21 protein-coding genes are annotated in these 20,685 nt (G+C 67.8%); 11 read left to right on the top strand and 10 right to left on the bottom strand.

The window, feature by feature from the left end:
- The first annotated feature begins 23 nt into the window (after positions 1-23).
- Together BMZ83_RS07980 and BMZ83_RS07975 are read left to right on the top strand one after the other, a co-directional pair.
- Positions 24-875: an aldo/keto reductase gene (locus BMZ83_RS07980; RefSeq protein WP_074877427.1), complete on the top strand. Its 852-nt coding sequence runs from the start codon at positions 24-26 to the stop codon at positions 873-875.
- Positions 876-953: 78 nt separating this feature from the next.
- Complete coding sequence (locus tag BMZ83_RS07975) at positions 954-1,718, top strand: hypothetical protein (RefSeq protein ID WP_074877425.1); 765 nt, start codon at positions 954-956, stop codon at positions 1,716-1,718.
- On the opposite strand, the gene BMZ83_RS07970 is transcribed toward BMZ83_RS07975, so the two are convergent.
- From BMZ83_RS07970 to BMZ83_RS07960, 3 genes are all read right to left on the bottom strand, one after another.
- A complete protein-coding gene (locus BMZ83_RS07970; RefSeq protein WP_074877424.1) occupies positions 1,715-2,863 on the bottom strand; it encodes a DUF373 family protein in 1,149 nt (382 codons plus the stop codon). The two genes, BMZ83_RS07975 and BMZ83_RS07970, sit on opposite strands and share 4 nt — an antisense overlap.
- A gap of 82 nt (positions 2,864-2,945) precedes the next feature.
- Entirely contained in the window at positions 2,946-3,950 is a 1,005-nt protein-coding gene (sppA, locus tag BMZ83_RS07965; RefSeq protein WP_074877422.1) for a signal peptide peptidase SppA, read from the bottom strand.
- Between the two features lie 117 nt (positions 3,951-4,067).
- Positions 4,068-4,991, bottom strand: a complete 924-nt coding sequence (locus tag BMZ83_RS07960) for a coiled-coil protein (protein WP_074877420.1) — start codon at positions 4,989-4,991, stop codon at positions 4,068-4,070.
- Positions 4,992-5,272: 281 nt separating this feature from the next.
- Between BMZ83_RS07960 and BMZ83_RS07955 the strand changes: the two genes are divergently transcribed.
- Both BMZ83_RS07955 and BMZ83_RS07950 read left to right on the top strand, forming a co-directional pair.
- Positions 5,273-5,791, top strand: a complete 519-nt coding sequence (locus tag BMZ83_RS07955; protein WP_079990137.1) for a DUF371 domain-containing protein — start codon at positions 5,273-5,275, stop codon at positions 5,789-5,791.
- 51 nt (positions 5,792-5,842) lie between these two features.
- Positions 5,843-6,676 carry an endonuclease III domain-containing protein gene (locus BMZ83_RS07950; RefSeq protein ID WP_074877418.1) on the top strand — a complete coding sequence of 278 codons (834 nt, stop codon included), beginning with the start codon at positions 5,843-5,845 and terminating at the stop codon, positions 6,674-6,676.
- Between the two features lie 367 nt (positions 6,677-7,043).
- Here BMZ83_RS07950 and BMZ83_RS07945 read toward each other — a convergent pair whose 3' ends face one another.
- On the bottom strand, positions 7,044-8,465 hold the full coding sequence (locus BMZ83_RS07945; protein ID WP_074877415.1) for an FAD-binding oxidoreductase: 1,422 nt from the start codon (positions 8,463-8,465) through the stop codon (positions 7,044-7,046).
- A 224-nt stretch (positions 8,466-8,689) separates the two neighbouring features.
- Here BMZ83_RS07945 and BMZ83_RS07940 point away from each other — a divergent pair, with 224 nt between their 5' ends.
- On the top strand, positions 8,690-9,511 hold the full coding sequence (locus BMZ83_RS07940; protein WP_074877413.1) for a winged helix-turn-helix domain-containing protein: 822 nt from the start codon (positions 8,690-8,692) through the stop codon (positions 9,509-9,511).
- A 54-nt stretch (positions 9,512-9,565) separates the two neighbouring features.
- Here BMZ83_RS07940 and BMZ83_RS07935 read toward each other — a convergent pair whose 3' ends face one another.
- The gene (locus BMZ83_RS07935) at positions 9,566-11,497 is read right to left on the bottom strand and encodes a beta-CASP ribonuclease aCPSF1 (RefSeq protein WP_074877411.1); all 1,932 of its coding nucleotides are present in this window, start codon (positions 11,495-11,497) and stop codon (positions 9,566-9,568) included.
- 193 nt (positions 11,498-11,690) lie between these two features.
- On the opposite strand from BMZ83_RS07935, the gene BMZ83_RS07930 reads away from it, so the two are divergent.
- A complete protein-coding gene (locus BMZ83_RS07930; protein ID WP_166623228.1) occupies positions 11,691-12,266 on the top strand; it encodes an 8-oxo-dGTP diphosphatase in 576 nt (191 codons plus the stop codon).
- A gap of 110 nt (positions 12,267-12,376) precedes the next feature.
- Positions 12,377-13,864, top strand: a complete 1,488-nt coding sequence (gene proS / locus BMZ83_RS07925) for a proline--tRNA ligase (protein ID WP_074877409.1) — start codon at positions 12,377-12,379, stop codon at positions 13,862-13,864.
- 37 nt (positions 13,865-13,901) lie between these two features.
- On the opposite strand, the gene BMZ83_RS07920 is transcribed toward proS, so the two are convergent.
- Positions 13,902-14,219 carry a DMT family transporter gene (locus BMZ83_RS07920; RefSeq protein ID WP_074877407.1) on the bottom strand — a complete coding sequence of 106 codons (318 nt, stop codon included), beginning with the start codon at positions 14,217-14,219 and terminating at the stop codon, positions 13,902-13,904.
- A 95-nt stretch (positions 14,220-14,314) separates the two neighbouring features.
- Between BMZ83_RS07920 and BMZ83_RS07915 the strand changes: the two genes are divergently transcribed.
- The 3 genes from BMZ83_RS07915 to BMZ83_RS07905 all read left to right on the top strand — a co-directional run bounded on the left by BMZ83_RS07915 (position 14,315) and on the right by BMZ83_RS07905 (position 17,662).
- Positions 14,315-15,061 (top strand): competence/damage-inducible protein A, encoded by a 747-nt coding sequence (locus BMZ83_RS07915; protein WP_074877405.1) that lies wholly within the window; start codon positions 14,315-14,317, stop codon positions 15,059-15,061.
- 52 nt (positions 15,062-15,113) lie between these two features.
- Complete coding sequence (locus BMZ83_RS07910) at positions 15,114-16,106, top strand: NAD-dependent epimerase/dehydratase family protein (RefSeq protein ID WP_074877403.1); 993 nt, start codon at positions 15,114-15,116, stop codon at positions 16,104-16,106.
- 395 nt (positions 16,107-16,501) lie between these two features.
- The gene (locus tag BMZ83_RS07905; protein ID WP_206674326.1) at positions 16,502-17,662 is read left to right on the top strand and encodes an AI-2E family transporter; all 1,161 of its coding nucleotides are present in this window, start codon (positions 16,502-16,504) and stop codon (positions 17,660-17,662) included.
- Positions 17,663-17,863: 201 nt separating this feature from the next.
- Here the strand turns inward: BMZ83_RS07905 and meaB are convergent, their stop codons facing one another.
- Together meaB and BMZ83_RS07895 are read right to left on the bottom strand one after the other, a co-directional pair.
- Entirely contained in the window at positions 17,864-18,940 is a 1,077-nt protein-coding gene (gene meaB / locus BMZ83_RS07900) for a methylmalonyl Co-A mutase-associated GTPase MeaB (RefSeq protein ID WP_074877398.1), read from the bottom strand.
- A complete protein-coding gene (locus tag BMZ83_RS07895; RefSeq protein WP_074877396.1) occupies positions 18,937-19,353 on the bottom strand; it encodes a cobalamin B12-binding domain-containing protein in 417 nt (138 codons plus the stop codon). The genes meaB and BMZ83_RS07895 overlap by 4 nt, the downstream gene beginning before the upstream one ends.
- A 113-nt stretch (positions 19,354-19,466) precedes the next feature.
- On the opposite strand from BMZ83_RS07895, the gene BMZ83_RS16830 reads away from it, so the two are divergent.
- Complete coding sequence (locus tag BMZ83_RS16830; RefSeq protein ID WP_166623227.1) at positions 19,467-19,616, top strand: DUF7129 domain-containing putative zinc-binding protein; 150 nt, start codon at positions 19,467-19,469, stop codon at positions 19,614-19,616.
- 19 nt (positions 19,617-19,635) lie between these two features.
- On the opposite strand, the gene BMZ83_RS07890 is transcribed toward BMZ83_RS16830, so the two are convergent.
- A complete protein-coding gene (locus BMZ83_RS07890; protein WP_206674325.1) occupies positions 19,636-20,253 on the bottom strand; it encodes a hypothetical protein in 618 nt (205 codons plus the stop codon).
- Between the two features lie 24 nt (positions 20,254-20,277).
- Positions 20,278-20,652, bottom strand: a complete 375-nt coding sequence (locus tag BMZ83_RS07885) for an SHOCT domain-containing protein (RefSeq protein ID WP_074877392.1) — start codon at positions 20,650-20,652, stop codon at positions 20,278-20,280.
- Positions 20,653-20,685: the final 33 nt, after the last annotated feature.

Here is a 20,685-nt window from a genome sequence, read left to right as displayed (position 1 = left end):
CCAAGCCCCGCCCTTCGAACACGATGAGCGAGAAGCCTACCGGCGACGCGACCCCGACCGCCACGGACTGCCCGCGAGCCAACGGGATGCCGATGCTCGGCATGGGCACGTGGGAACTCACCGACGAACGGACCTGTCCCGAGGCGGTCGCGACCGCACTCGAGATGGGGTACCGCCACGTCGACACCGCACAGGCCTACGGCAACGAACACCTGGTCGGCGACGGGATCGAACGCAGCGCCGTCGACCGCGACGACGTCTTCCTCGCAACCAAGATCTGGAACTCGGACCTGGGCCACGACGACGCCGTCGACGCCGCCTACGACGCCGTCGACAACCTGGGCGTCGACCACGTCGACCTGCTGTACGTCCACTGGCCGGCGGAGGCGTACGACCCCGTCGAGACGTTCCGCGCGTTCGACGAACTGGTCGAGGAGGGGGTCACCGAGCGCATCGGCATCTCCAACTTCGAGCCCGACCAGATCGGGACCGCCGTCGCCCAGGCCGACCACGAGATATTCGCCCACCAGTTCGAGTGTCACCCGATGCTCCAGCAGGAGGCCGTCCGCGAAGCGACCGAGGAGCACGGCATCGAGCCGGTCGCCTACTCGCCGCTGGCCCGCGGCGAAGTGTTCGGTCACGAGACCGTCAGCGACATCGCTGGCGCCCACGGCGTCAGCGAGGCACAGGTGAGCCTGGCGTGGCTGCGCGAGCGAGGGGTCACCGCGATCCCGAAGGCCTCCAGCGAGGCGCACCTCCACGACAACTGGGCGTCGCTCTCGCTCCAACTCGACGAGGGCGAACTCGAGCGCATCGACGACCTCGACGCCGGCCGGCGGATGGTCGATCCGGACTTCGGCCCCTGGAACCGGTGAGGTTGTCCGACGGGCGTCATTAGTTAGGCGTTCGCCGCACCGCAACTTTCACTTCGGCGGGACTGCTCTACTCGCTCAATGCAAGGGCAAAGAACCGGGCTGATCGACGCGATCCGTATCGACGTCGCGCGCCTCCACGCGACGTGGATGGAGCTGGTGTTCCCCAGACAGCTCAACCCCAGCAGCGTACTCGGGCGGTGGGAGCCCGAAACCGGGCCACAGAAGGCGGCCTACTACGCGTGGGCCGCGATCGGGATCCCGCTGGTCGTGATCGGCTACCCGCTCCTCCTGCTCGGCTTCGCGACGCGCTACTACGCGACCAAACTCGATTCGGCGACCACCCGACTGGGGATCGTCGGCGTCGTCGGCCTGGCCGCAGTATCGTGGGGGCTGCTGACTGTCGGCGCCTGGGTCAGGCAGTTCTCGACGGACGGGCTGGTCGCCGTCGGCGCCGCCGGCGCCGTCGCGACGGTCTCGGCCGGACTCGCCTTCGTCCTCTCCCGCCGCGGTGGCCGGTTGACCAGCGTGCTGCTCGCGTATCCGGCGGCGATGACCGCGCTGTTCCTCCCCCCGGTCGTGGCGGCGCTGTACTCCCCCGCACTCGCCGGCGTGCTCACGGGGTCGACCAACCTCGCGATCTGGCTCCTCGACAACGTGCTGACGGTCGGCGGACTGAACCAGCTCATCCGCGATCAGTTCGCGCTCGAGGGACCGGCCTACGTCGCGATGTGGTTCGGGATCGCCGTCCCCCTCGGCTGGCTGCTCGGTGGCGTCGTCGCGCTGGCGGACGTGATCCGGCCCCAGCAGCAACAGTCGACGCCGTCGAGCTCCGGCCAGTTCTAGGACTGCTCCACGTCGCCGTCGGACTCCTCGGCGGCGACGTTCTCCTCCGCCACGTCCTCGGTAACCTGTGACGCGACCCGGACGCCGACCAGCGAGACGACGATCCCCGCGACGATGAACCCCAGCAGGCGCTGGCCCGGCTGGAACGTGATCTCGACGGTCAACAGCGAGAGCGTCAGGTGGGGGATGTCGGCCTGCTGTTCGAGGAAGTAGCCCGCGAACCCGCGGATCACCAGTCCGACGGCGACGACGCCGAAGGGGAGGTTCAACACGGGCGAGGAGAGCCGGCCGTCCCGGATCCGTTCGTCGACCACCCGGCCGGCGGAGGCCGTCAGCGCCGCCAACGCCAGCCACGGCACCGCGTCGTAGACGAACAGGACGAACCGGATCAGCGCGGGTTCGGCGCTCGCTTCGGTCGCCGAGAGCCCGCCGAGGAAGGCGCCGACGAGCGCCAGTCCGACCCCGACGGCGTAGGTCACCACCGACACCTGCCCGGAGTAGAGCGCCTCGCGAACCTGCTCGGGGGTGCTCTCCAGCCGATCGTCGATCGCCAGTCCCTTGAACAGCAACACCGCGCCCAGTAGCGACGCGAGGCCGGCCATCGCGACCTGCGTGGAGAACCGGATCGCCAGCGCCGGCAGGACAAGGAGGGCGACGCCGAGGGGGACCAGCACCGTCTTGCGCATCTCCTCGTCGCCGAGGAACTGCTTGAGCAGGTAGTAGGTCGACTCGATGTCCCGCGCCTGCCGGACGACGACGCGGTCGACGCCGTCGACGCCGACCCGGGACTCGACGATCGGGACGACCCGTTCGTCCTCGGCGCTGTCGACGACGACGATGGCCGAGTCCGGGGAGTAGCGCTCCAGCAGGTCGTCGATCTGTCGGGCGATCGCGCGGTCGGCGTTGACCCGGGAGTCGCCGCCGCCGGAGACCACTGCGACGGTGGCGTCGTCGCCGCCGTCGGTCAGGTCCCGCGTGACGCGGAGGGCCTCGAGCAGGCAGTTGACGCTCGCGTCCTCGGGGTCGGCCAGCCCAACGTCGGTGACGAGCGAGCGTACCGCCTCCCAGCCGGCGACCGGCATCGACGCGCCCGTCTTGTCGCCGACGTCGTTCGAGCGGTCCACACAGAGGACCAGCGTGCTCACGCCCGGAGGGACGGGCGCCGGGACGTTAAGCTTCTGGTCAGTTCCCGACAGCTGGTCGCCTGTCCCGGCGGGTCGATCACGCCTACGTTCGGAACCGGAACCCCAACCCGTCGGCGTCGACGCGGCTGGCGATCCCCGCACCGAACGAGTAGGCGACCGCGCGGGCGCCCATGCCCACGCGGGCCAGCGGGCCGCGCTGGGGTTCGAACTCGCGGACGCTCACCTCCTCGCCGAGTTCGTCCTCCAGGCGGTCGGTCACGTCCTCGCGCGTGCCGATCTCGTCAACGAGCCCCATCTCGGCGGCCTCGTCGCCGAGGTAGATCCGGGCCTCGGTGTCGCGGATCTCGCTCTCGTCGAGGGCTCGCCCCTCGGCGACGCGGTCGACGAAGCGGTCGTAGAGCCCGTCGATGATCCCCTGGAGGTACTCCCGTTCGTCGTCCTCGATCTCCTTCAGGGGGGTGCCGGCGTCCTTGTACTCGCCGGCGGTGAACTGCTCGTAGCTCACGCCGAGTCGGTCCGCGAGGTCGGCGACGTTCGGCCGGGAGCCGATCACGCCGATCGAGCCGACGACGGAGGGTTCGCGCGCCCAGATCTCGTCACAGCCGGAGGCGATCCAGTAGCCGCCGCTCGCGCACACGTCGGTCGCGTAGGCGATCGTCGGGCCGTCGAACGCTTCGGCCGCGTTGCGGATGTCCTCGCTGGGGACCACCTCGCCGCCGGGGGTGTTGAGTTTGACCAGCAGCGCGTCGACCGCGGGGTCCTCGTCGGCGTGGTCGATCTGTTCGGCGATCTCGTCGGCGGTCGCCCCGACCGGCCCCGTCGGGACGGGGTTGCTGCCGCCGCCGTCCCGGGTGATCGGCCCCTCGACGCCGACCTCGGCGACGTTGTACGTCGGGAACTGACTCCCCGCCAGCCCGGCCGCGAACCGGACGGCAGCCGCACCGAGGAGCAGGACGAGGAGGACGCCGAACAGGTCCGCGAGGTCCGTGACGAACACCACGAACAGCAGCCAGCCCGCGAGCAGCGCGAAGAGGGTCGCGCCCGCGATCACGAGTAGTTGCCCCAGTCGGTCGGAGGTGTTTGACATGGGGGGTACTGCGACGCCGTGGTACAAAAAATGGTGGCCGCGGCGGGCGTCGACGGCCCGGGGGCTAGCGGGCGCGGCGTCGGCGAAAAACGAATTGCGGTCCGTCGCGTCGAAAACTTACAGCAGGCCGGTCTTCTGGAGCTTCATCAGGTCCTCGGTGTCGAGAGTCTCGCCCTCCTTGAACTTCTGGTAGATCTCCTCGGCCTCCTCCTTCTCCTCTTCCATCTTCTGCTCGCGCTCGTCCTTGCGCTCCTCCTCTTCCTCCTTGTCGAGTTCGCGCAGGCGCTTCTGGACGCGCACGAAGTCCTCGTGGTGGCGGTCCGCGGCCTCCTGGGCCTCGACGAACAGGTCGTGCATCTCGTCCGCTTCGTCGCGGATCTCGTCGGCCTCACGGTAGGCCTCGATCATCTCGTTGTGGTGCTCCTGGGCCTTGTCCGCCAGCTCCGTCACTTTCTGGTGGTGCTGGCTGGCCTCGGAGCGGACCTCCTCCGCCTTCTCGATCTTCTCCTCGAGCTCGTCGCTCTGGTCGACCTTCTCCTCGCGCTCGGCGAGCTGTTCGCGCTTCTCCTCGATCTTCTCGATGAGTTCGCGCTCGTCTTCGGCGGAGAGCACCTCGGTCTGCTGGCGGAACTCGAGGTCCTCGATCTCCTCGCGGAGCTCCTCGGCGTCCTTGCCGTCGTCGAGTTCGAGGTCCTCCTTCATCTCCTCGACCTCGTCGAACAGCTCGTTGGCGTCGGCGTTGAGCTCGTTTCGCTTCTCCTTGTGCTCCTGGACCTGCTCGTTGAGGTCGTCGCGCTTCTCGCGGTGCTCCTGTGCCTCGTCGACCTTCTCCCGGGTCTTGGCGTTCAGGTCGTCCCGCTTGGACGCGCGCTCGGAGGCGATCTGGTTCAGGTCGTTCCGCCGGTCGCGGAGCTGGCCGGCGAGTTTGATCAGTTCGCCCTTAGAACCGTCCTCCAGTTTCTCGTCGGGGAGGTCGACGTTATCCGATTCGTTCAGTGCTTCGATGTCGTACTTCTCGAGTACGTCCTGTTTCGTTACCATGCTAATCGAACCTCTGTACCATCCGCCCTCCGGACACAGCGGACGCTCGTGAAACCGCAGTAAATCGTGGATAAGAGTTCCCGATCATTCTGCGTGCGGTGCCACCAGCGCCGGAGGCGTTCTGGTACCTAGATGTATGATACTCCCGTAGTTAAATTCTTCGGTGGATCGTGGGTGTAATTGCTTCACACGGTCTCTATCGGCCGTCACGGACCCACACACCGCCCGGAGGGTCGTTCGAGTTCGGCAAGCACTTGCCGCGGCGTCACCGACCTGCGGGTATGAACGACGCCGACGCCACACCCGGCGCGGGCGACGACGAGGCGGTCCGAGACGGGGGCGAGAAGGGAGGGGACGGAGACGGGACGACCGCCGTCGAACGGATCCACGCGCGCGGCCACGAGCACGTCACGGGCACCCACGGGAGCACCGTCGAGGTGACCAGCGACGACTGGCTCACCCCCGCGGGGGACTGCATCGTCGGCGTCGAGGCCGACACGACGCCCGCCGAGTTCGACGAGGCGTTCGTCTCGGCCTGCCGGTCCCCCGACGCGACGATCACCGCCGAGTTCGAGGCCCAACTCGACGGCGAGACGGTCACCGATACGATCACCGCCCGCGGCGACCCGGAGCTCACCTTCGACGGCGACTGTAGCCTCGTCGGCCGGACCAGCGAGTACGTCGACGACCGGACCGTCTTCGTCGGCGCCGACGGCGCCGCCGCCGATCTGGACCGGGAGCTGATCGACGCGCTCGCCGACGGGGCGGCGCTGACGCTGACGCTCACCGTCGAGCGGTAGCGGTTCGCCGCTGCCGGGCGCTTTTTGCGGAAGACGAGCCAACACCGGTACATGAGCGACGACGCCGACGACCGACCCGACGAGCCGTCGAGGAACATCAGCGGCGGCCCCGGCGGCGGCGAGACGGTCGTGCCCGGCGACGACGGCGAGCCCGAGACGCGCGCCGAGGCGGTCGTCGACGAACTCGGCGGGATGTACTGGCAGAAGGCCTACGGCGGCCAGGACGGCTTCGAGTGTCTCGTGCGGACGATCCTGAGTCAGAACACGAGCGACAAGGCGAGCCAGCCGGCACACGACAGCCTGATGGAGCGATTCGGGGGCGACGAGGCCGACCTCGCCGAGCGCCTCGCCGACGCGGCACAGGACGAACTCGCCGAAACGATCGCCGCCGCGGGGCTGTACAACCGGAAGTCCGAGACGATCATCCGGCTCGCGAACAGAGTCGTCGACGAGTACGGCGGCGAGGAGGGCTTCGACGAGTTCGTGAAAGCTGACGATCCCGACGAGGTCCGCGACGCGCTCCTCGACATGAAGGGCGTCGGCCCGAAAACCGCCGACTGCGTGTTGCTGTTCTCCGGCGGCCGCGGTGGCGTCTTCCCGGTCGACACCCACGTCCACCGCATCGCGCGCCGGATGGGCCTCGCACCCGCCGACGCCGACCACGAACAGGTCCGGCAGGCGATCGAGGCCGCCGTCCCGCCCGAGAAGTGCGGGTTCGGGCACACGGCGATGATCCAGTTCGGCCGGGAGTACTGTACGGCCCGGGAACCGGCGTGTCTGGACGGGCCCGAAGCCTGCCCGCTGGTAGAGCACTGCGATCAGGTCGGCGTCGACGAACTCGCCGGTGACGTGGTGGACCCGGCAGAGGTCGTCGCCGACGACTGACGCCGTCGAGAGAGGCGGAACTGCGTCGGTTCTCAGCTGAGCCGGTCGAGTTCGTCCTCCTTCGCCAGCTCGCAGACGACGTGGCGGTGCTGAATCTCCCAGAGCCGTTTCGCAATGGTGTACGTCACAACGGCCACGACGGGAACGAGTAGCCCGGTCAGGGGGTGGTTCGTCGTCGCGAGACCGTAGCTCCGGTAGCCGACGGTCGCCAGAATCAGCGCCGCACCGGCGGTCGCCAGCGGCGGAGTGATCGGGTTCCGAGTGACGTCCGACAGGCTCCGTAACTATCGCTCGAACGCCGGCGGCATCTCGTCGTCGACGAGGATGCGCTCGGCGGCGTCAGGCTGTTGGCGACCGTCGTCCATGCTCAGGCGTCCTCGGGGTCGATAGTGACGTTCTGGCTGAACACGTTTTCGGGGTCGTACTCGGCTTTGACCGTCGCGAGGCGGTCGTAGCTGTCGCCGTACACCTGCTGAGCCCAGTCCTCCCAGTCACGCTCCTCGACGCCGGTAAACCCGGCGTAGGCGCCCTCACCGCCGGCCTCGCGGAGCAGGCGGTCGGTCTCGGCCGCCCAGTCGAGGACGGGGCGGTTCTCGAACGCCTCCCAGTTGCCCTCGACGGTGATCATGTACTGCTTGTCGTTCCACGGGTAGGCGGCCTCGGAACCGTCGCCGATGTTTCCACCCAGCGGCCAGACCCCGATAGCGGCCATCGGTGCCGGCGCGGCCTCGGTCTGCTCGCGGACGATCTCGCGAATCTCCGGGCCGAACTCGTCGACGAACACCGAGCGGTGGGTGTACTTCCGCCCCGACGGGTACATCTGGGTGCCGAGGTCGTGGAGCATCTCGTAGGGCATCACGTCGCTCATGTCGAGCAGTGGTTCGCCGATCTCGCGGAGCGGCGCGATGGCCTCGGTGCCGTCCTCGGGGTCGCCGGCGTAGGCACCGAGCATGGCGACGGCGTCGGTGCCCGCGAGTTCGTCCGGCATCGGCGGCAAGTTCGGCACGTGGCCACTGAGCAGGATAGTGGTCAGTTCCTCTGGGCCGTTCTCGACCACCTCGCTGTGGGCGTCCATCACTTCCTCGGCGAGGTCGGCCGGGTAGAAGATGCCCAGCCCCTGTACCATCGGCCCGACCTCGTACAGGTCGAACTCGAACTCGGTGACGACGCCGAAGTTGCCGCCGCCGCCACGGAGCGCCCAGAACAGGTCGGCGTTCTGCTCGGGTGTCGCTTCCAGAATCTCCCCGTCAGGAGTGACGATTTCGACGCGGCGGAGCGCGTCGATGCCGAGGCCGTGTTTGCGCCGGATCCAACCGATCCCGCCCCCGAGCGTGGAACCAGCGATACCCACGTCGCCGGCGCTCCCGGTGGGCGCCGCGAGGCCGTACTCTTGGGTCTCCGCGAGTACGTCCTCCGCGCGGGCGCCCGGACCGACGCGAGCCACCTCCGTGTCGGGGTCGACGCCGACGCCGTCCATCCGACTCAGGTCGACCACGACGCCCTGATTCACGACGGCGCTGCCCGTCTGGTTGTGGGCGCCGCCGGAGACGGAGAGCGCGAGGTCGTGTTCTCGCGCGAACGCGACCGACTCTGCCACGTCGCTCGCGTTCTCGGCGCGGGCGACCACGGCCGGGTACTTGTTGATCAGTCCGTTCCACACGTTGCGGGCGTCGTCGTACTCCTCGCCGTCGGGGAGCACGATGTCGCCGTCCAGCGCGGCGGCGAACGACTCGATGGCTCCCTCGTCGAGTGACTCCACGGTACCGAGCGGATGTGCGTGTGCCGACATTCGTGTGACAGCAACGGTGCGACGAGTTTGTACCTACTGAGTGACACGCTGGCTCAGTCTCTGAGCCACCCGACTGCGTATTGATTCGTCGGCCCGTGTTTTCCGACCACTGGTCATCGACCGACATCTGGCAGCCTTCCACCTTCGGCGAGACAAGTACCAACACTCGGCAAGAACGTTCATCTACAGTATGCTTTAGTGAGTGGGTTCGCTGGAGTCCGTCGATGACCGAGTCGGACAGCGTTCGGGAGATCATCGACGTTCTCGCCGAGCGGACCGAGTATCTGCGCGTTCTCTCCGAGGATCGCCGACAGCCCCACGAAATCGCGGCGGAGCTCTCAGCCTCACGTTCGACGGTGTCGCGAGTGCTCCGGCGTCTCCGGGAGCACGACTTAGTCGAGAAGCGCGCCGGCGGCTACGCGGTGACGCCGAAGGGCGAACTACTCACACAGCGTTACCTCTCCTACGTGTCGAGCGTCCGGTCGATCGACCAAGCGGGCGACGTACTTCGGGCACTCCCGGAGGGAGAGACCATCGACGCCGAGTTCGTCGCCAGCGCGACGGTGAACGACACGAGTGACGCCCCGCCGTTCCAGTCTCTCGATGCAGTGTCGGAACTTCTCGACGACGGGGACCGGATTCGGGCGTACCTCCCGACGCCGACCGGTCCGCACCTGCTCCAGCGACTTCGCGAGCAGTCGACTTCCGGCGTGTCGCTCGACCTACTGCTCACCCCCGACCTGCTCTCGTCGATACAGTCGTATCAGCCCGACCTGATCGAGGGGATGGCGACGGCACGGACGGCGTCCGTCGGGAGCGTCGACGGCCCGACCTACGGCCTGTTCGTCACCGCGGAACGAGCGGCGACGCTGGTCTACACCGACGACGGCGCCGTACAGGGCGCACTCTGGACCGACGACGACGCCGCTGTCGACTGGGCCGAGAGCCGGTACGACGAACTCGCCCGGGCGGCGGCCGACCGGACGGTCGAACTCCGAGAGTCACAGGCGGCGCCAACGGAGGCGGCGTCGTCGCCCGACGACTGAAGCGGCGAAACGGGGGAAGCGGAGAGAGCTACGGCGGCCGTCCCGGGAAACGGCTCACTTGAACCGGAACGTCTCCAGGTTCTTCGGCGCGAACGTGCGCATGTTGAACTCGTGGTAGAGCGCCGAGGAGAAGTCCTGCACGGAGCTCTCGTCGCCGTGGACGCAGAGCACCTTCTCCGGGCGCGGGCTCATGTTGCGCACGAAGTTCATCAGCCCCTCGCGGTCGGCGTGGCCGGAGAAGCCGTCGACGGTGTTGACGTCCATTTCCAGCGTGAGCGTCGACGTGCGGCCGTCGCGGTTCGACCCGAAGTCCGAGACGGGGATCTCGTCCCAGCCGTTCTGGATGCGTCGGCCCAGCGTCCCCTGTGCCTGGTAGCCGACGAAGGTGAGCGTCGAGTCGGGGTCGCTGCCGAGGTGGCGGAGCCACGACATGATCGGGCCGCCGGTGACCATCCCGGAGGTCGAGAGGATGATCGACGGCCCCTCGTCGACGACCTCCTGTCGCTCCTCCTCGCCGCCGTCGATGTGGTTGAACTGCTCGGCGAGGAACGGGTTCTCGTCCTCGTGGAAGATGCGGTCCTGCAGGTCGTCGCGCAGGTACTCGGGGTAGGTGGTGTGGATCGCCGTCGCCTCCCAGATCATCCCGTCGAGGTGGACGGGCATCTCCGGGATCTTGCCCGAGCGCATCGCCTCCTCGATGACGAGCATGATCTCCTGGGACCGACCGACGGCGAAGGCGGGGATGAGCACCTTCCCGCCCTTGTCGTGGACGTCGTTGATGGCCTCGATGAGCGCCTCCTCGGAGTCCTCCTGGTCGGTCTGGTAATCGTTGCGGCCGCCGTAGGTCGACTCCATCACCAGCGCCTCGACGCGGGGGAAGTCGTTGACCGCGCCGTTGAACAGGCGGGTGTCGTCGTAGTGGATGTCCCCCGAGAACGCGACGTTGTAGAGGCCGTCGCCGACGTGGAAGTGGCTCACCGCGGAGCCGAGGATGTGGCCCGCGTTGTGGAAGGTGAGCTTGAGGTCGGGCGCGATGTCGGTCACGTCGCCGTACTCGAGCGGGATGCAGTGCTTGATGGCCTCGCGCACCTGCGCGGAGTCGTACGGCGGCGTCCGTCCCTCCTTGGCGGCCACGTCGAGGTAGTCGAGCGTGAGCAGGCCCATCAGGTCACGGGTCGGCTCCGTGCAGTAGATGGGGCCGTCGTAGCCGTACTTGAACAGCAGCGGGATCAGCGCGGAGTGGTCGAGGTGGGCGTGGGTCAGCACGACCGCGTCGAGGTTCTGGGCGCCGGCGCCAAGCGCCTCCGGGATCTGGAGGTAGGGTACCTCACCTTCGGCGCCGGGCTTGTCGCCGCAGTCGACCAGCACGCGCGTCTCCGCGGTGTTGAGGATGAACGCGGCGCGGCCGACCTCGCGACAGCAGCCGAGCGTGGTGATCCGGACCCACTGCTCGTCCTGCATCTCCTCGCGGTGGATCTGCCGGCCGACGCGTTCGAGGATCTCCCGTCGCTCCTGGCGCTCCTGTTTCAGGAAGTTCCGAACGTTCGAGACCGTGGAGGACTCGATCGGCGGCGTCCGGACCACCTCGGGGGTCCAGCCGACCTCCCGGGTGATCTCCCGGAGCGTGGAGCCGTGGCGGCCGATCACCATGCCGGGCTTCTCGGCCTCGATGACGACCTCGCCGGTGTCCTCGTGGAAATCCAGGTCCTGGACGCCGGCCTCCTCCGGGATCACGTCCTTGACCTTCTCGCGGGCCTCCGCCGGCCTGGAGAGCACTGACGGGTCCGGACGGACCGTGATGCGCTTCCGAAGCTTGGAGGCCAGCTGGCGGACCAGGTTGCCGTCGCCGGCGAACTCCTTGGGGTCCCGGGTGTAGACGACCAGCTCCGGCCCCTCGTACTTCACGTCGGTGATGGAGATCGTGCTCGGGATTTCGGCCTCGATCTCACTTTTCAACTCCTCGAGTTGCGTATCTACTTGACTCATGTGTCGAAGACGCTCGCGTCGGCGGCGTTGCCCGACGCGAGAGTAGCGGTGATCGCTTCGGTGATGCCGCGCGGGAAAGTACAGCGAGAACCCGCTTATCCGGAAATATCCCCGCGCGGTGGTAAAAACCTTCCCAAAACGGGTGCACACTACTGGCCGACACGCTTTTTCGCGTACCGACGAAGTGCCGACCGTGTTCGAGGAGGATCCCGTCGACGACCTGCCGGCGGCGACGCTCTGTCACCTCGTCGACGGCGACGACGGTGCGGCCGGCGACGGGCAGCCGGACGGCGACGACGGTGCGGCCGGCGACGGGCAGCCGGACGGCGACGACGGTGCGGCCGGCGACGAGACGCTCTTGATCCACAAGAAACGCGGCGTCGGAAGCGACCAGTGGGTCGGCCCGGGCGGGAAAGTCGAACCCGGCGAGACCGTTCGGGAGTGTGTGGTCCGCGAGGTGCGCGAGGAGGTCGGGATCGACGTACTGGACCCGGAGAAGGTGGGCGTGTTCGTCTACCGGTCGGACGACTGGGACGCCGTCGTCCACGTGTTCCGCGCGACCGAGTACGCGGGCACGCCCGAGGAGACCGAGGAAGCCGATCCGCGGTGGTTCCCCGTGGACGACCTCCCGTTGGACGAGATGTGGCAGACCGACCGCGAGTGGCTCCCCCACGTCCTCGACGGCGAGACGTTCCGCGGCCGGTTCGTCTACAGCGACGCCGAACCGCAGGAGGTACGGATCGAGACCGGCGTGGCGCCCTCACTGTGACCTACGACCCGTGTGACCCACAACCCGTATGATTCACGCCGCCACGTGAGCGCGGGGCAGGGGCACACACCTTCGGACGTTTTAAGCCGCGACCACCACTTCGTCGCGGTATGAGCGACGACGACGACCAGACGCTCGGGATCACCGAGTCCAAGGAGTACGCCACCGGCGATTGGTACGCCGAAGTCTGTCAGAAGGCGGGCCTCACCAACTACGGCCCGGAGGGGATGTCCGGGTTCATCGTCGCCCGCCCGCGCGCCTACGGGCTCTGGGAGCGCGTGCAGGGCGAGCTCGACGCCCGGTTCAAGGACACCGGCGTCCAGAACGCCTACTTCCCGATGTTCATCCCCGAGTCCTACCTCGAACGCGAGAAGGACATCGTCGAGGGGTTCGACCCCGAAGTCGCGTGGGTCACCCACGGCGGCCACGAGGAACTCGAGGAGCGGCTGGCGGTCCGGCCCACCTCCGAGTCCATCATCGCCCCCTACATGTCCCAGTGGGTCCGGAGCCACCGCGACCTTCCCCTGCGCGTGAACCAGTGGGCCTCCGTCGTGCGCTGGGAGGCGACCGAGACGAAGCCGTTCTTCCGCACCAAGGAGTTCCTCTGGCAGGAGGGCCACACCGCCCACGAGACCCACGACGAGGCGTGGGAGGAGACGCTCCTCCGCCTCGACCAGTACGAGGAGGTCTACGAGGACGTCCTCGCGATCCCCGTGATGCGCGGGCAGAAGCCCGACCACGACAAGTTCCCCGGCGCCGACACGACGACGACCGTCGAAGCACTGATGCCCGACGGGAAGTCCGTGCAGGGGGCGACCTCACACCACCTCGGCCAGTCGTTCGCGGAGGCGTTCGACATCACCTTCAGCGACGAGGACGAGGAGGAGCGCGTCGCCCACACCACCTCGTGGGGCTTCTCGTGGCGCTCGCTGGGCGCGCTGATCATGACCCACTCCGACGAGCAGGGGCTCGTGCTGCCCCCGACGCTCGCGCCCGAGCAGGTCGTCGTCGTCCCCATCTGGCAGTCCGACACTAAAGACGAAGTGCTGGGCTACGCTGAGGAAGTCGTCGACGACCTCGAGGACGCGGGCGTCCGCGTCGAACTCGACGACCGCGACGAGCGCAATCCCGGCTTCAAGTTCAACGAGTGGGAACTGAAGGGCGTCCCCGTCCGCTTCGAGATCGGTCCCCACGAGGTCGAGGACGGCGAGATCACGGCGGTCCACCGTCCCGACGGCGAGGAGGTCACGCTCGACCGCGAGAACGTCGCCGAGGGGGTTCAGGCGGAGCTCGACACGGTGTACGCCAAACTGTTCGCCGCCGCCGAGGAGAACATCGAGGAGAACGTCCGCGACGCCGACGACCGCGCCGGGATCCTGGGCACGCTCGGCCAACACGGCGGCTACGTCCGGACGCCGTGGTGCGGCGACGAGGACTGCGAGGACGAGATCAGCGAGCAGATGGCCGCCGAGATCGTGATGGTCCCGTTCCCCGACGACGAGGAGAAACACCACGACGACGTACTCGAAGGCGACGCCGAGTGTGCGGTCTGTGGCGACGACGCCGACGAGACGGCGTACTTCGCGAAGTCCTACTGATCGACGCGCCGCGGCGCGTCCGTCCTCGGGCCCGTTTTCACGCCGACACCGAGTGCAGGCCGACGATCCCCACGACGATCACGCCAATGAAGGCCAGCCGCGAACTGGTCGCGGGCTCGTCGAACAGCGCGATCCCCAGCAGTGTCGTCCCGACGGCGCCGATCCCGGTCCAGACGGCGTAGGCGGTCCCGACCGGTAGTTCCTCGACGGCTTTCGCGAGCAGCAGCATGCTCGCGATCAGCGCCAGCACGGTTCCGGCGGTGGGGATCGGTTTGGTTAGCCCCTCGGAGTACTCCAGCCCGATCGCCCACGCCACCTCGAACAGGCCCGCCGCGAGCAGCAAGTACCACGCCATCGTCGTCGCTGGGCCGCCGCGGTTGATAGCTCCGGCGTTCGACGGCCGCCACCGGAGCCGAACGACTCACGGGCGCGGCGCTCCTCGGTTCCGGCATGGACGTGGCCATCGTCACCGTCGGCGACGAGATCCTCGCCGGCGACACGAGCAACACCAACGCCGAGCGCCTCGCCGCCCGGCTGACCGAGCAGGGCGCGAACGTCGTCCGGATGCTCACGATCCCCGACGACGACGCCCTGATCAGCGAGGTCGTCGCCGACTGGGGCGCGGAGTTCGACGCGGTCCTCGTCGGTGGCGGCTTGGGCGGCACGCACGACGACGTGACGATGGACGCCGTCGCCGACGCGTTCGGCCGCGAGCTGGTGCTCGAGGACGCGGTCAGAGGGGACCTGATCGAGCAGCTGGCCGACTACCGGGGCGTCGACCCCGCCGACCTCGATCCCGAAGAAATCGACCTCGATCTGGAAGCGTGGGGCGCGACGCCCGGGGGAGCGCGACCCCTGCTCAACCCGGAGGGGCTCTGTCCGGGCTGTGTGATCGAGAACGTCTACGTGCTCCCCGGCCCGCCCGCGGAGTTCGAGGCCATGTTCGAACTGGTCGCCGCGGAGTTCGGGGGCGACTCGGTCAGCGAGAGCCTCGAGACGACGGCGCCCGAGGGGTCGCTGACGGCGGTACTCGCCGAGTTCCGCGAGGCGTTCGACCTCGTGGTCGGGAGCTACCCCTCCACGGAGGGTCGGAACCGGCTGAAGGTGACCGGGACGGACGAGTGTCGCGTCGCCGAGGGGATCGACTGGCTCCGTGACCGCGTCCCGACCGACGGGTCGGCGGACGACGACTCCTAGCCTCGGCTGCCGGAGTGCACGCGTTTTTGCCCCGAGGCGCCCACGGACGACCGTGACAGACACCGCGCTCGTCGTCGGCGGCACGCGCTTCGTCGGCCGCCACACCGTCTCGGAACTGCTCGACCACGACTACCGCGTGACCACGTTCACGCGCGGGGAATCCGGGAACCCGTTCGCCGACGACGACCGCGTCGACTCGGTCCACGGCGACCGGACCGACCGCGAGGCCCTCGAAACCGCGCGCGACGCCGCCGACCCCGACGTCGTCATCGACACCTGCGCGTACCACCCCGGCGACGTGGAGACGGCGACCGACGTGTTCGCGGCCGCCGACGCGTACGTCTACGTCTCCTCCGGGTCGGCCTACGACGCGCCGGACGTCCCGATGCGGGAGGACGGGACCGCCCTCCACGACTGCACGCCCGAGCAGGCCACCGACGACGACGTGGAGAGTTACGGCCCGCGGAAGGCCGAGGGTGACCGCGTCGTCGCCCGCGCGGCCGAGGACGGCGTGACCGCGATGGCCGTCCGACCGATGCTGGTCTACGGCCCGCACGACTACACCGAGCGCTTCGCCTACTGGACCGACCGCGTCGCGGAGTACGACGAGGTCGCGGTGCCGTTCGACGGCGGCAGCCTGCTCCACCGCGTCTACGTCGAGGACGTTGCCAGCGCGCTCCGAATCGTCGCCGAACGCGGCGAGGCCGGCGAGTGGTACAACGTGGCCGACCGAGACACGTTCTCGCTCTCTCGATCGCTCGAACTTGTCGCCGACGGGCTGAATACCGACGTATCGATCGTTCAGACCGGCCCCGCGGACCTCGCCGCCGCGGGCGTCGAGCCGACCGACTTCCCGCTGTACACGCCGGACCCGGCGCTGGCGGCGACCGAGAAGCTGGCCGCGTTGGGCTGGGAGTCGACCGACCCCGCCGAGGCAGTCGCAACGACGGCACAGGCCCACCGGGAGCATGGGCGGGATGGCGTCGAAAACGGGCCGGACCGGGAGGCAGAAGAGAAGATCATCGACGCCGTACGGGACGATTAAACAGTAGATCCCTTCTGACCGGTTGGGGATCCACCATCGAACACTCGACCGGTCATCAGGTGGTTCCCGTACCGTCATCCACAACGTCGGCACGAAGCACGCAGGACACAGCGTCGAATGCGTCGATAAGCGTACGGTACGGATTCAACCCCACCTCTTATCCGGTAGCATGCCACAGTGCGTGATTGTGGTACAATTAGGTCCCCGTTTCTCCGCGGGAACGGCGTACTGTGGGGACTGCGAGCTGCCGTGGGGAACCTCCAGGACCGACGCCGAGACCACTCCGAACGCCGGATTTGATGTCTGCACGGCGCGTATGAACGAACGGAACTGGGACGAAACACGGGTTGAGTGCCGGCGGATATCACTCACCACACCATGAGTCCCTCGGCATGATGGACGAGACGGAGTTCGACCGGTCACGAGTGCTCTGGTGGGCCCTCACCGCCGCTCTTGCCGGGACACTCGGTCTGGTGCTGTACTCGTACATCGGGACGTTCGCGTTCGGGATATTCATCTACTACGCTGCCCGGCCGATCTACCGTCGGTTGCGGCTCGTCGTCGAGAGTCCAGGGCTCGCTGCGTCGGCCGCGCTGTTTGCGTTCGAAATCCCGTTTCTCGCGATAACCGGATACCTGCTGTTTCTCGCCATCAAGGAACTCGAGCGATCCGCTGGAGCAGGCGCCGAGATCGTCGCCTGGTTCCTGCCGGTGCCACCTGCGGAACTGGATCGGGCGATCGCCGACCCGAGAGCGTACGCCTCGTCGTTCGACGTGGCATCCATCACCGAGGTTATCAGTACTGGAGGGGACGTGTTGGGACCGGTTGCGACGTTCTTCCTGCATTTCTCGCTGGCGGTAGCCCTCGCGTTCTATCTGCTCCGGGACGGTGACCGCATCGCGGACTGGTTCCGTGACGAGGTGGGGGAAGATTCGGCCCTGTGGCTCTACGCGTCGCTCGTCGATCGTGACTTCCAGGTGGTGTACTTCGGGAACATCCGCACCGTGGTCGTCGTGGCGCTGCTCGCGTTGGGCATCTACAACGGGCTCAACGTTATCGCCCCCCCGGGACTGAAGATTCCGCTCCCGAACGTCCTCGCGCTCTTAACGGGCGCGGCGACGCTCGTCCCCATCGTCGTGGGGAAGATCGTGTACGTCCCGATGACTGGGTATCTGGGACTGAAAGCGATCGAGTCGGACCCCCAAACGCTCTGGTTTCCCGTCGTCGTGGCCATCGTGGCACTGCTCGCGCTCGATCTATTCCCCATCATGGTCATCCGTCCGGTCTTCGCTGGCCAGAGCACCCACAGGGGAGCGATGATGTTCTCGTACATCTTCGGCGGACTCCTGTTCAATTGGTACGGCGTCTTCTTCGGTCCGCTGTTGCTGATAGCGGCTATCCATCTCGTCCGCATCGGCCTCTCGGAACTCGCCCACGGCGACCGTATCACCGCAGAGGTAACGACTGCCCACGGGCTCGGCTCGATGCCACAGCCTGACAGTGTACCGCCGGACGAGACGGTGAACGGGAGCACTAACGACGCTACCGAGGAGTAATCCGGCTGGCTCTCTCATCTCGGGCCGAACCTGAACTCACCGGTCCGGAACACGGCGCCAGATCCGCCTGCAAGATGCGATCCCTGTATCTCACACGATTCCCCCTCCTCGACAATTGAGAGAGATCAGACGATCACGAAGCTTCACCGTTTCGCGGATCCCCCAGGAACAGTTTTGGGTGAAGAAGGGGGAGTCCGCTCCCTACTCGCGCTGCTGCCGAACGCAGTCCTCGATCGGTCCGAGAACCTCGTCGGCGACGGTGTAGGGGTCGGTCTCGCGGGCCTGCACTCGTTCGGCCATCGCCTCGATCCCGCCCCGCCGGTCGAGCTCCTCGTCGATCAGGTCGGCCGCATCGGCCCGAAGCAGTTGGCGGATCTCGGCGGCGTAACGCTGCCGGGCTTTCGCCTCGCGGCGGCCGGTTTCGTCCATCCACGCCGAGTGGTCGTCCAGGGTGGCGATCAGCTCGTCGACGCCCTCGCCGCTCTTGGCGACGGTCTCGAGCACCATCGGCTCCCAGTGCTCCTCGTCGTCACTCTCGTCGGCGTCACCCCCGTCGGCGTCGATCTCGTCGTGGTCCGGGTGGTCGGGTTTCTCGAAGCTGCCGGTGTTCAGCTTCGCCGTCGGATCGCGCTCCATGTGGAGCATCTCCTCCAGGTCGGCGACGGTCCGGCTCGCGCCGTCCATGTCGGCCTTGTTGACCACGAACAGGTCGCCGATCTCGAGGATGCCGGCTTTGAGCATCTGTACGTCGTCGCCCGAGCCGGGCTGGACCAGCACGACGACGGTGTCGGCGGTGCGGACGATGTCGACCTCGTTCTGTCCGGCGCCGACGGTCTCGACGATGATGCGGTCCTTCCCGAACGCGTCGAGGGCCTTGACCGCGTCGGCGGTCGCCGTCGAGAGCCCGCCAAGCGTCCCGCGGGCGGACATCGAGCGGAAGAACACGTCCATGTCGCCGACGTTGCTCGCCATCCGGATGCGGTCGCCGAGGACGGCGCCGCCGGTGTACGGCGAGGAGGGGTCGACGGCGATGACGCCGACGGTCTCCCCGCGGTCGCGGTACTGCTTGGCGAGCTTGTCGACCAGCGTCGACTTCCCCGCGCCCGGCGAGCCCGTGACGCCGATCACGTCGGCGTGGCCGGTGTGGTCGTGGAGTCGGGAGACGATGTCGCGATAGCCGGGCTCGCGGTTCTCGACCTTCGAGATGACGCGGGCCAGCGCGCGGTGTTTGCCGTCGAGGAGCTCCTCGACGAGTTCGGTCTCGGCGGCCGCGTTCATCGCTCGGGTGCGTTCGCCTCGACGAACTCGACGGTCTCCTCCATCGGCGTGCCCGGGCCGAACACCTCGGCGACGCCCATCTCCAGCAGGTCCTCCTTGTCCTCGTCGGGGATGATGCCGCCGACCAGGACGAGCGTGTCGTCGAACGCGTCGTACTCCTTCAGCCCCTCGATCACCTTGGGGACGAGCGTGTTGTGCGCGCCCGAGAGGATGGAGATGCCAAGCACGTCCACGTCCTCCTGGACCGCCGCCTGCACGATCTCTTCTGGCGCGCGGTGGAGCCCCGAGTAGATGACCTCGAAGCCGGCGTCGCGGAAGGCGCGCGCGATCACGTGTGCGCCACGGTCGTGCCCGTCGAGTCCGACCTTGGCGACGAGACAGCGGATAGTGCGTTGCTCCGAATCTGCGCTCATACCGTGGTAGTTCGCCCGGCCGCGGTTTCACTCTAACGGGTCGGCCCCACCCATCGAGACCCCACATCGCCGAAGGATTGAAGACTGACAGTGACTATTGGTAACACGTAACGATGAAGAAGTTACCAAACGAATACCGAGAGAGTGGGAAAGTGTACGAATGTACAGACTGTCTCGAACACCACACGTCGGTCGCCAGCCTCACAGCCTGTCCGGCGTGTGGCGGTCGCGTCGAGAACCTCACGAAGGACCGGGCGGAGTAGCGCTCGCGGGTGCGACCAGTCAACCGGCGGATCGTCGCCGCTGGCGTCGTCGCCGCGCCGCGACCAGCGCCGGCAGCCCGAGTGGGAACGCCAGGACGCCGAACGCCGCGAGTGCGACCACGTCCCCACGGAACCGTCGGACTGCGACGGCGGTCGCGACGACGCCGAGGCCCGCGACGGCGTAGGCCGCGTTACTCCAGATCGGCTCGTAGGAGGAGCAGTAGAGCCAGCAGACGAACGTGTAGGAGGGCGCGTTCCACGTCGGTGGCTGGGGCTTCGGCCAGAAGAACCGACAGTACGTCGTCAACGCGAGCATCGCCGCCGTCGGGAGCCCCACCAGCCACCCCGTCGTGCCGAACGTCCCGCGATACCGCCGGTACCCGGCGAGGAACAGCGCCGGGAACGAGCCCACCCACAGCCAGATGCCCAGCGTGTACGTGACCGGCCAGTGTTCGATCCGCGGCTGTCTCACCGGGAGCCGGAGCGACGACGGCAGCGTCGCCCACGGGAACGAGGGATCGGGAACGGGGTTGGTGAACAGCGCGAACAGACAGAGCGCGGTCCCGACGACGAGCCCGTAGCGGCCGAGCGTCGCGTACCGGTCGAGCCACGTCGGGAGCGAGCGGCGATCCCGCACCCTCCGCCGATCCCCCACGACTGATCACCCCTTTCGGTCGCGTTCGAGTGCTTCACGCCGGTTCTCGTACTCCTCGTCGGTCAGCTCGCCCCGAGCGTACGCCGAGCGGAGCTCCTCGATCGCGCGATCGTGACTGTCGTCGTCGACGACGGCACGGTAGAGCAGGTAGGAACCCCCGACGAGGGCGAGCAGGAACAGCAGTTGCATCACCAGCCCGATCAGGGGGTACCAGCCGCCCGTGGTGCCGCCGTCCCACATGTGTCCGCCCCACGTGCCGCCCATCATCCCGCCGACGCCCATCATCCCGAGGCTCATGAACAGTGCCGGGAAGACGACGAGCGCCGCGACGACGGTGAGCAGGATCAGTCCGAGCTGTCGACCGTCAGGGTTCGAGGACATGAGTAGGGATACGTGACGCTACCTTACCACGTT

It is taken from the genome of Halolamina pelagica (genome assembly GCF_900115675.1).
GTDB classification, from domain to species: Archaea; Halobacteriota; Halobacteria; order Halobacteriales; family Haloferacaceae; genus Halolamina; species Halolamina pelagica.
The sequence above is the reverse complement of the archived record's forward strand: the minus strand, read 5'-3'. Positions and strand labels throughout refer to the sequence as shown.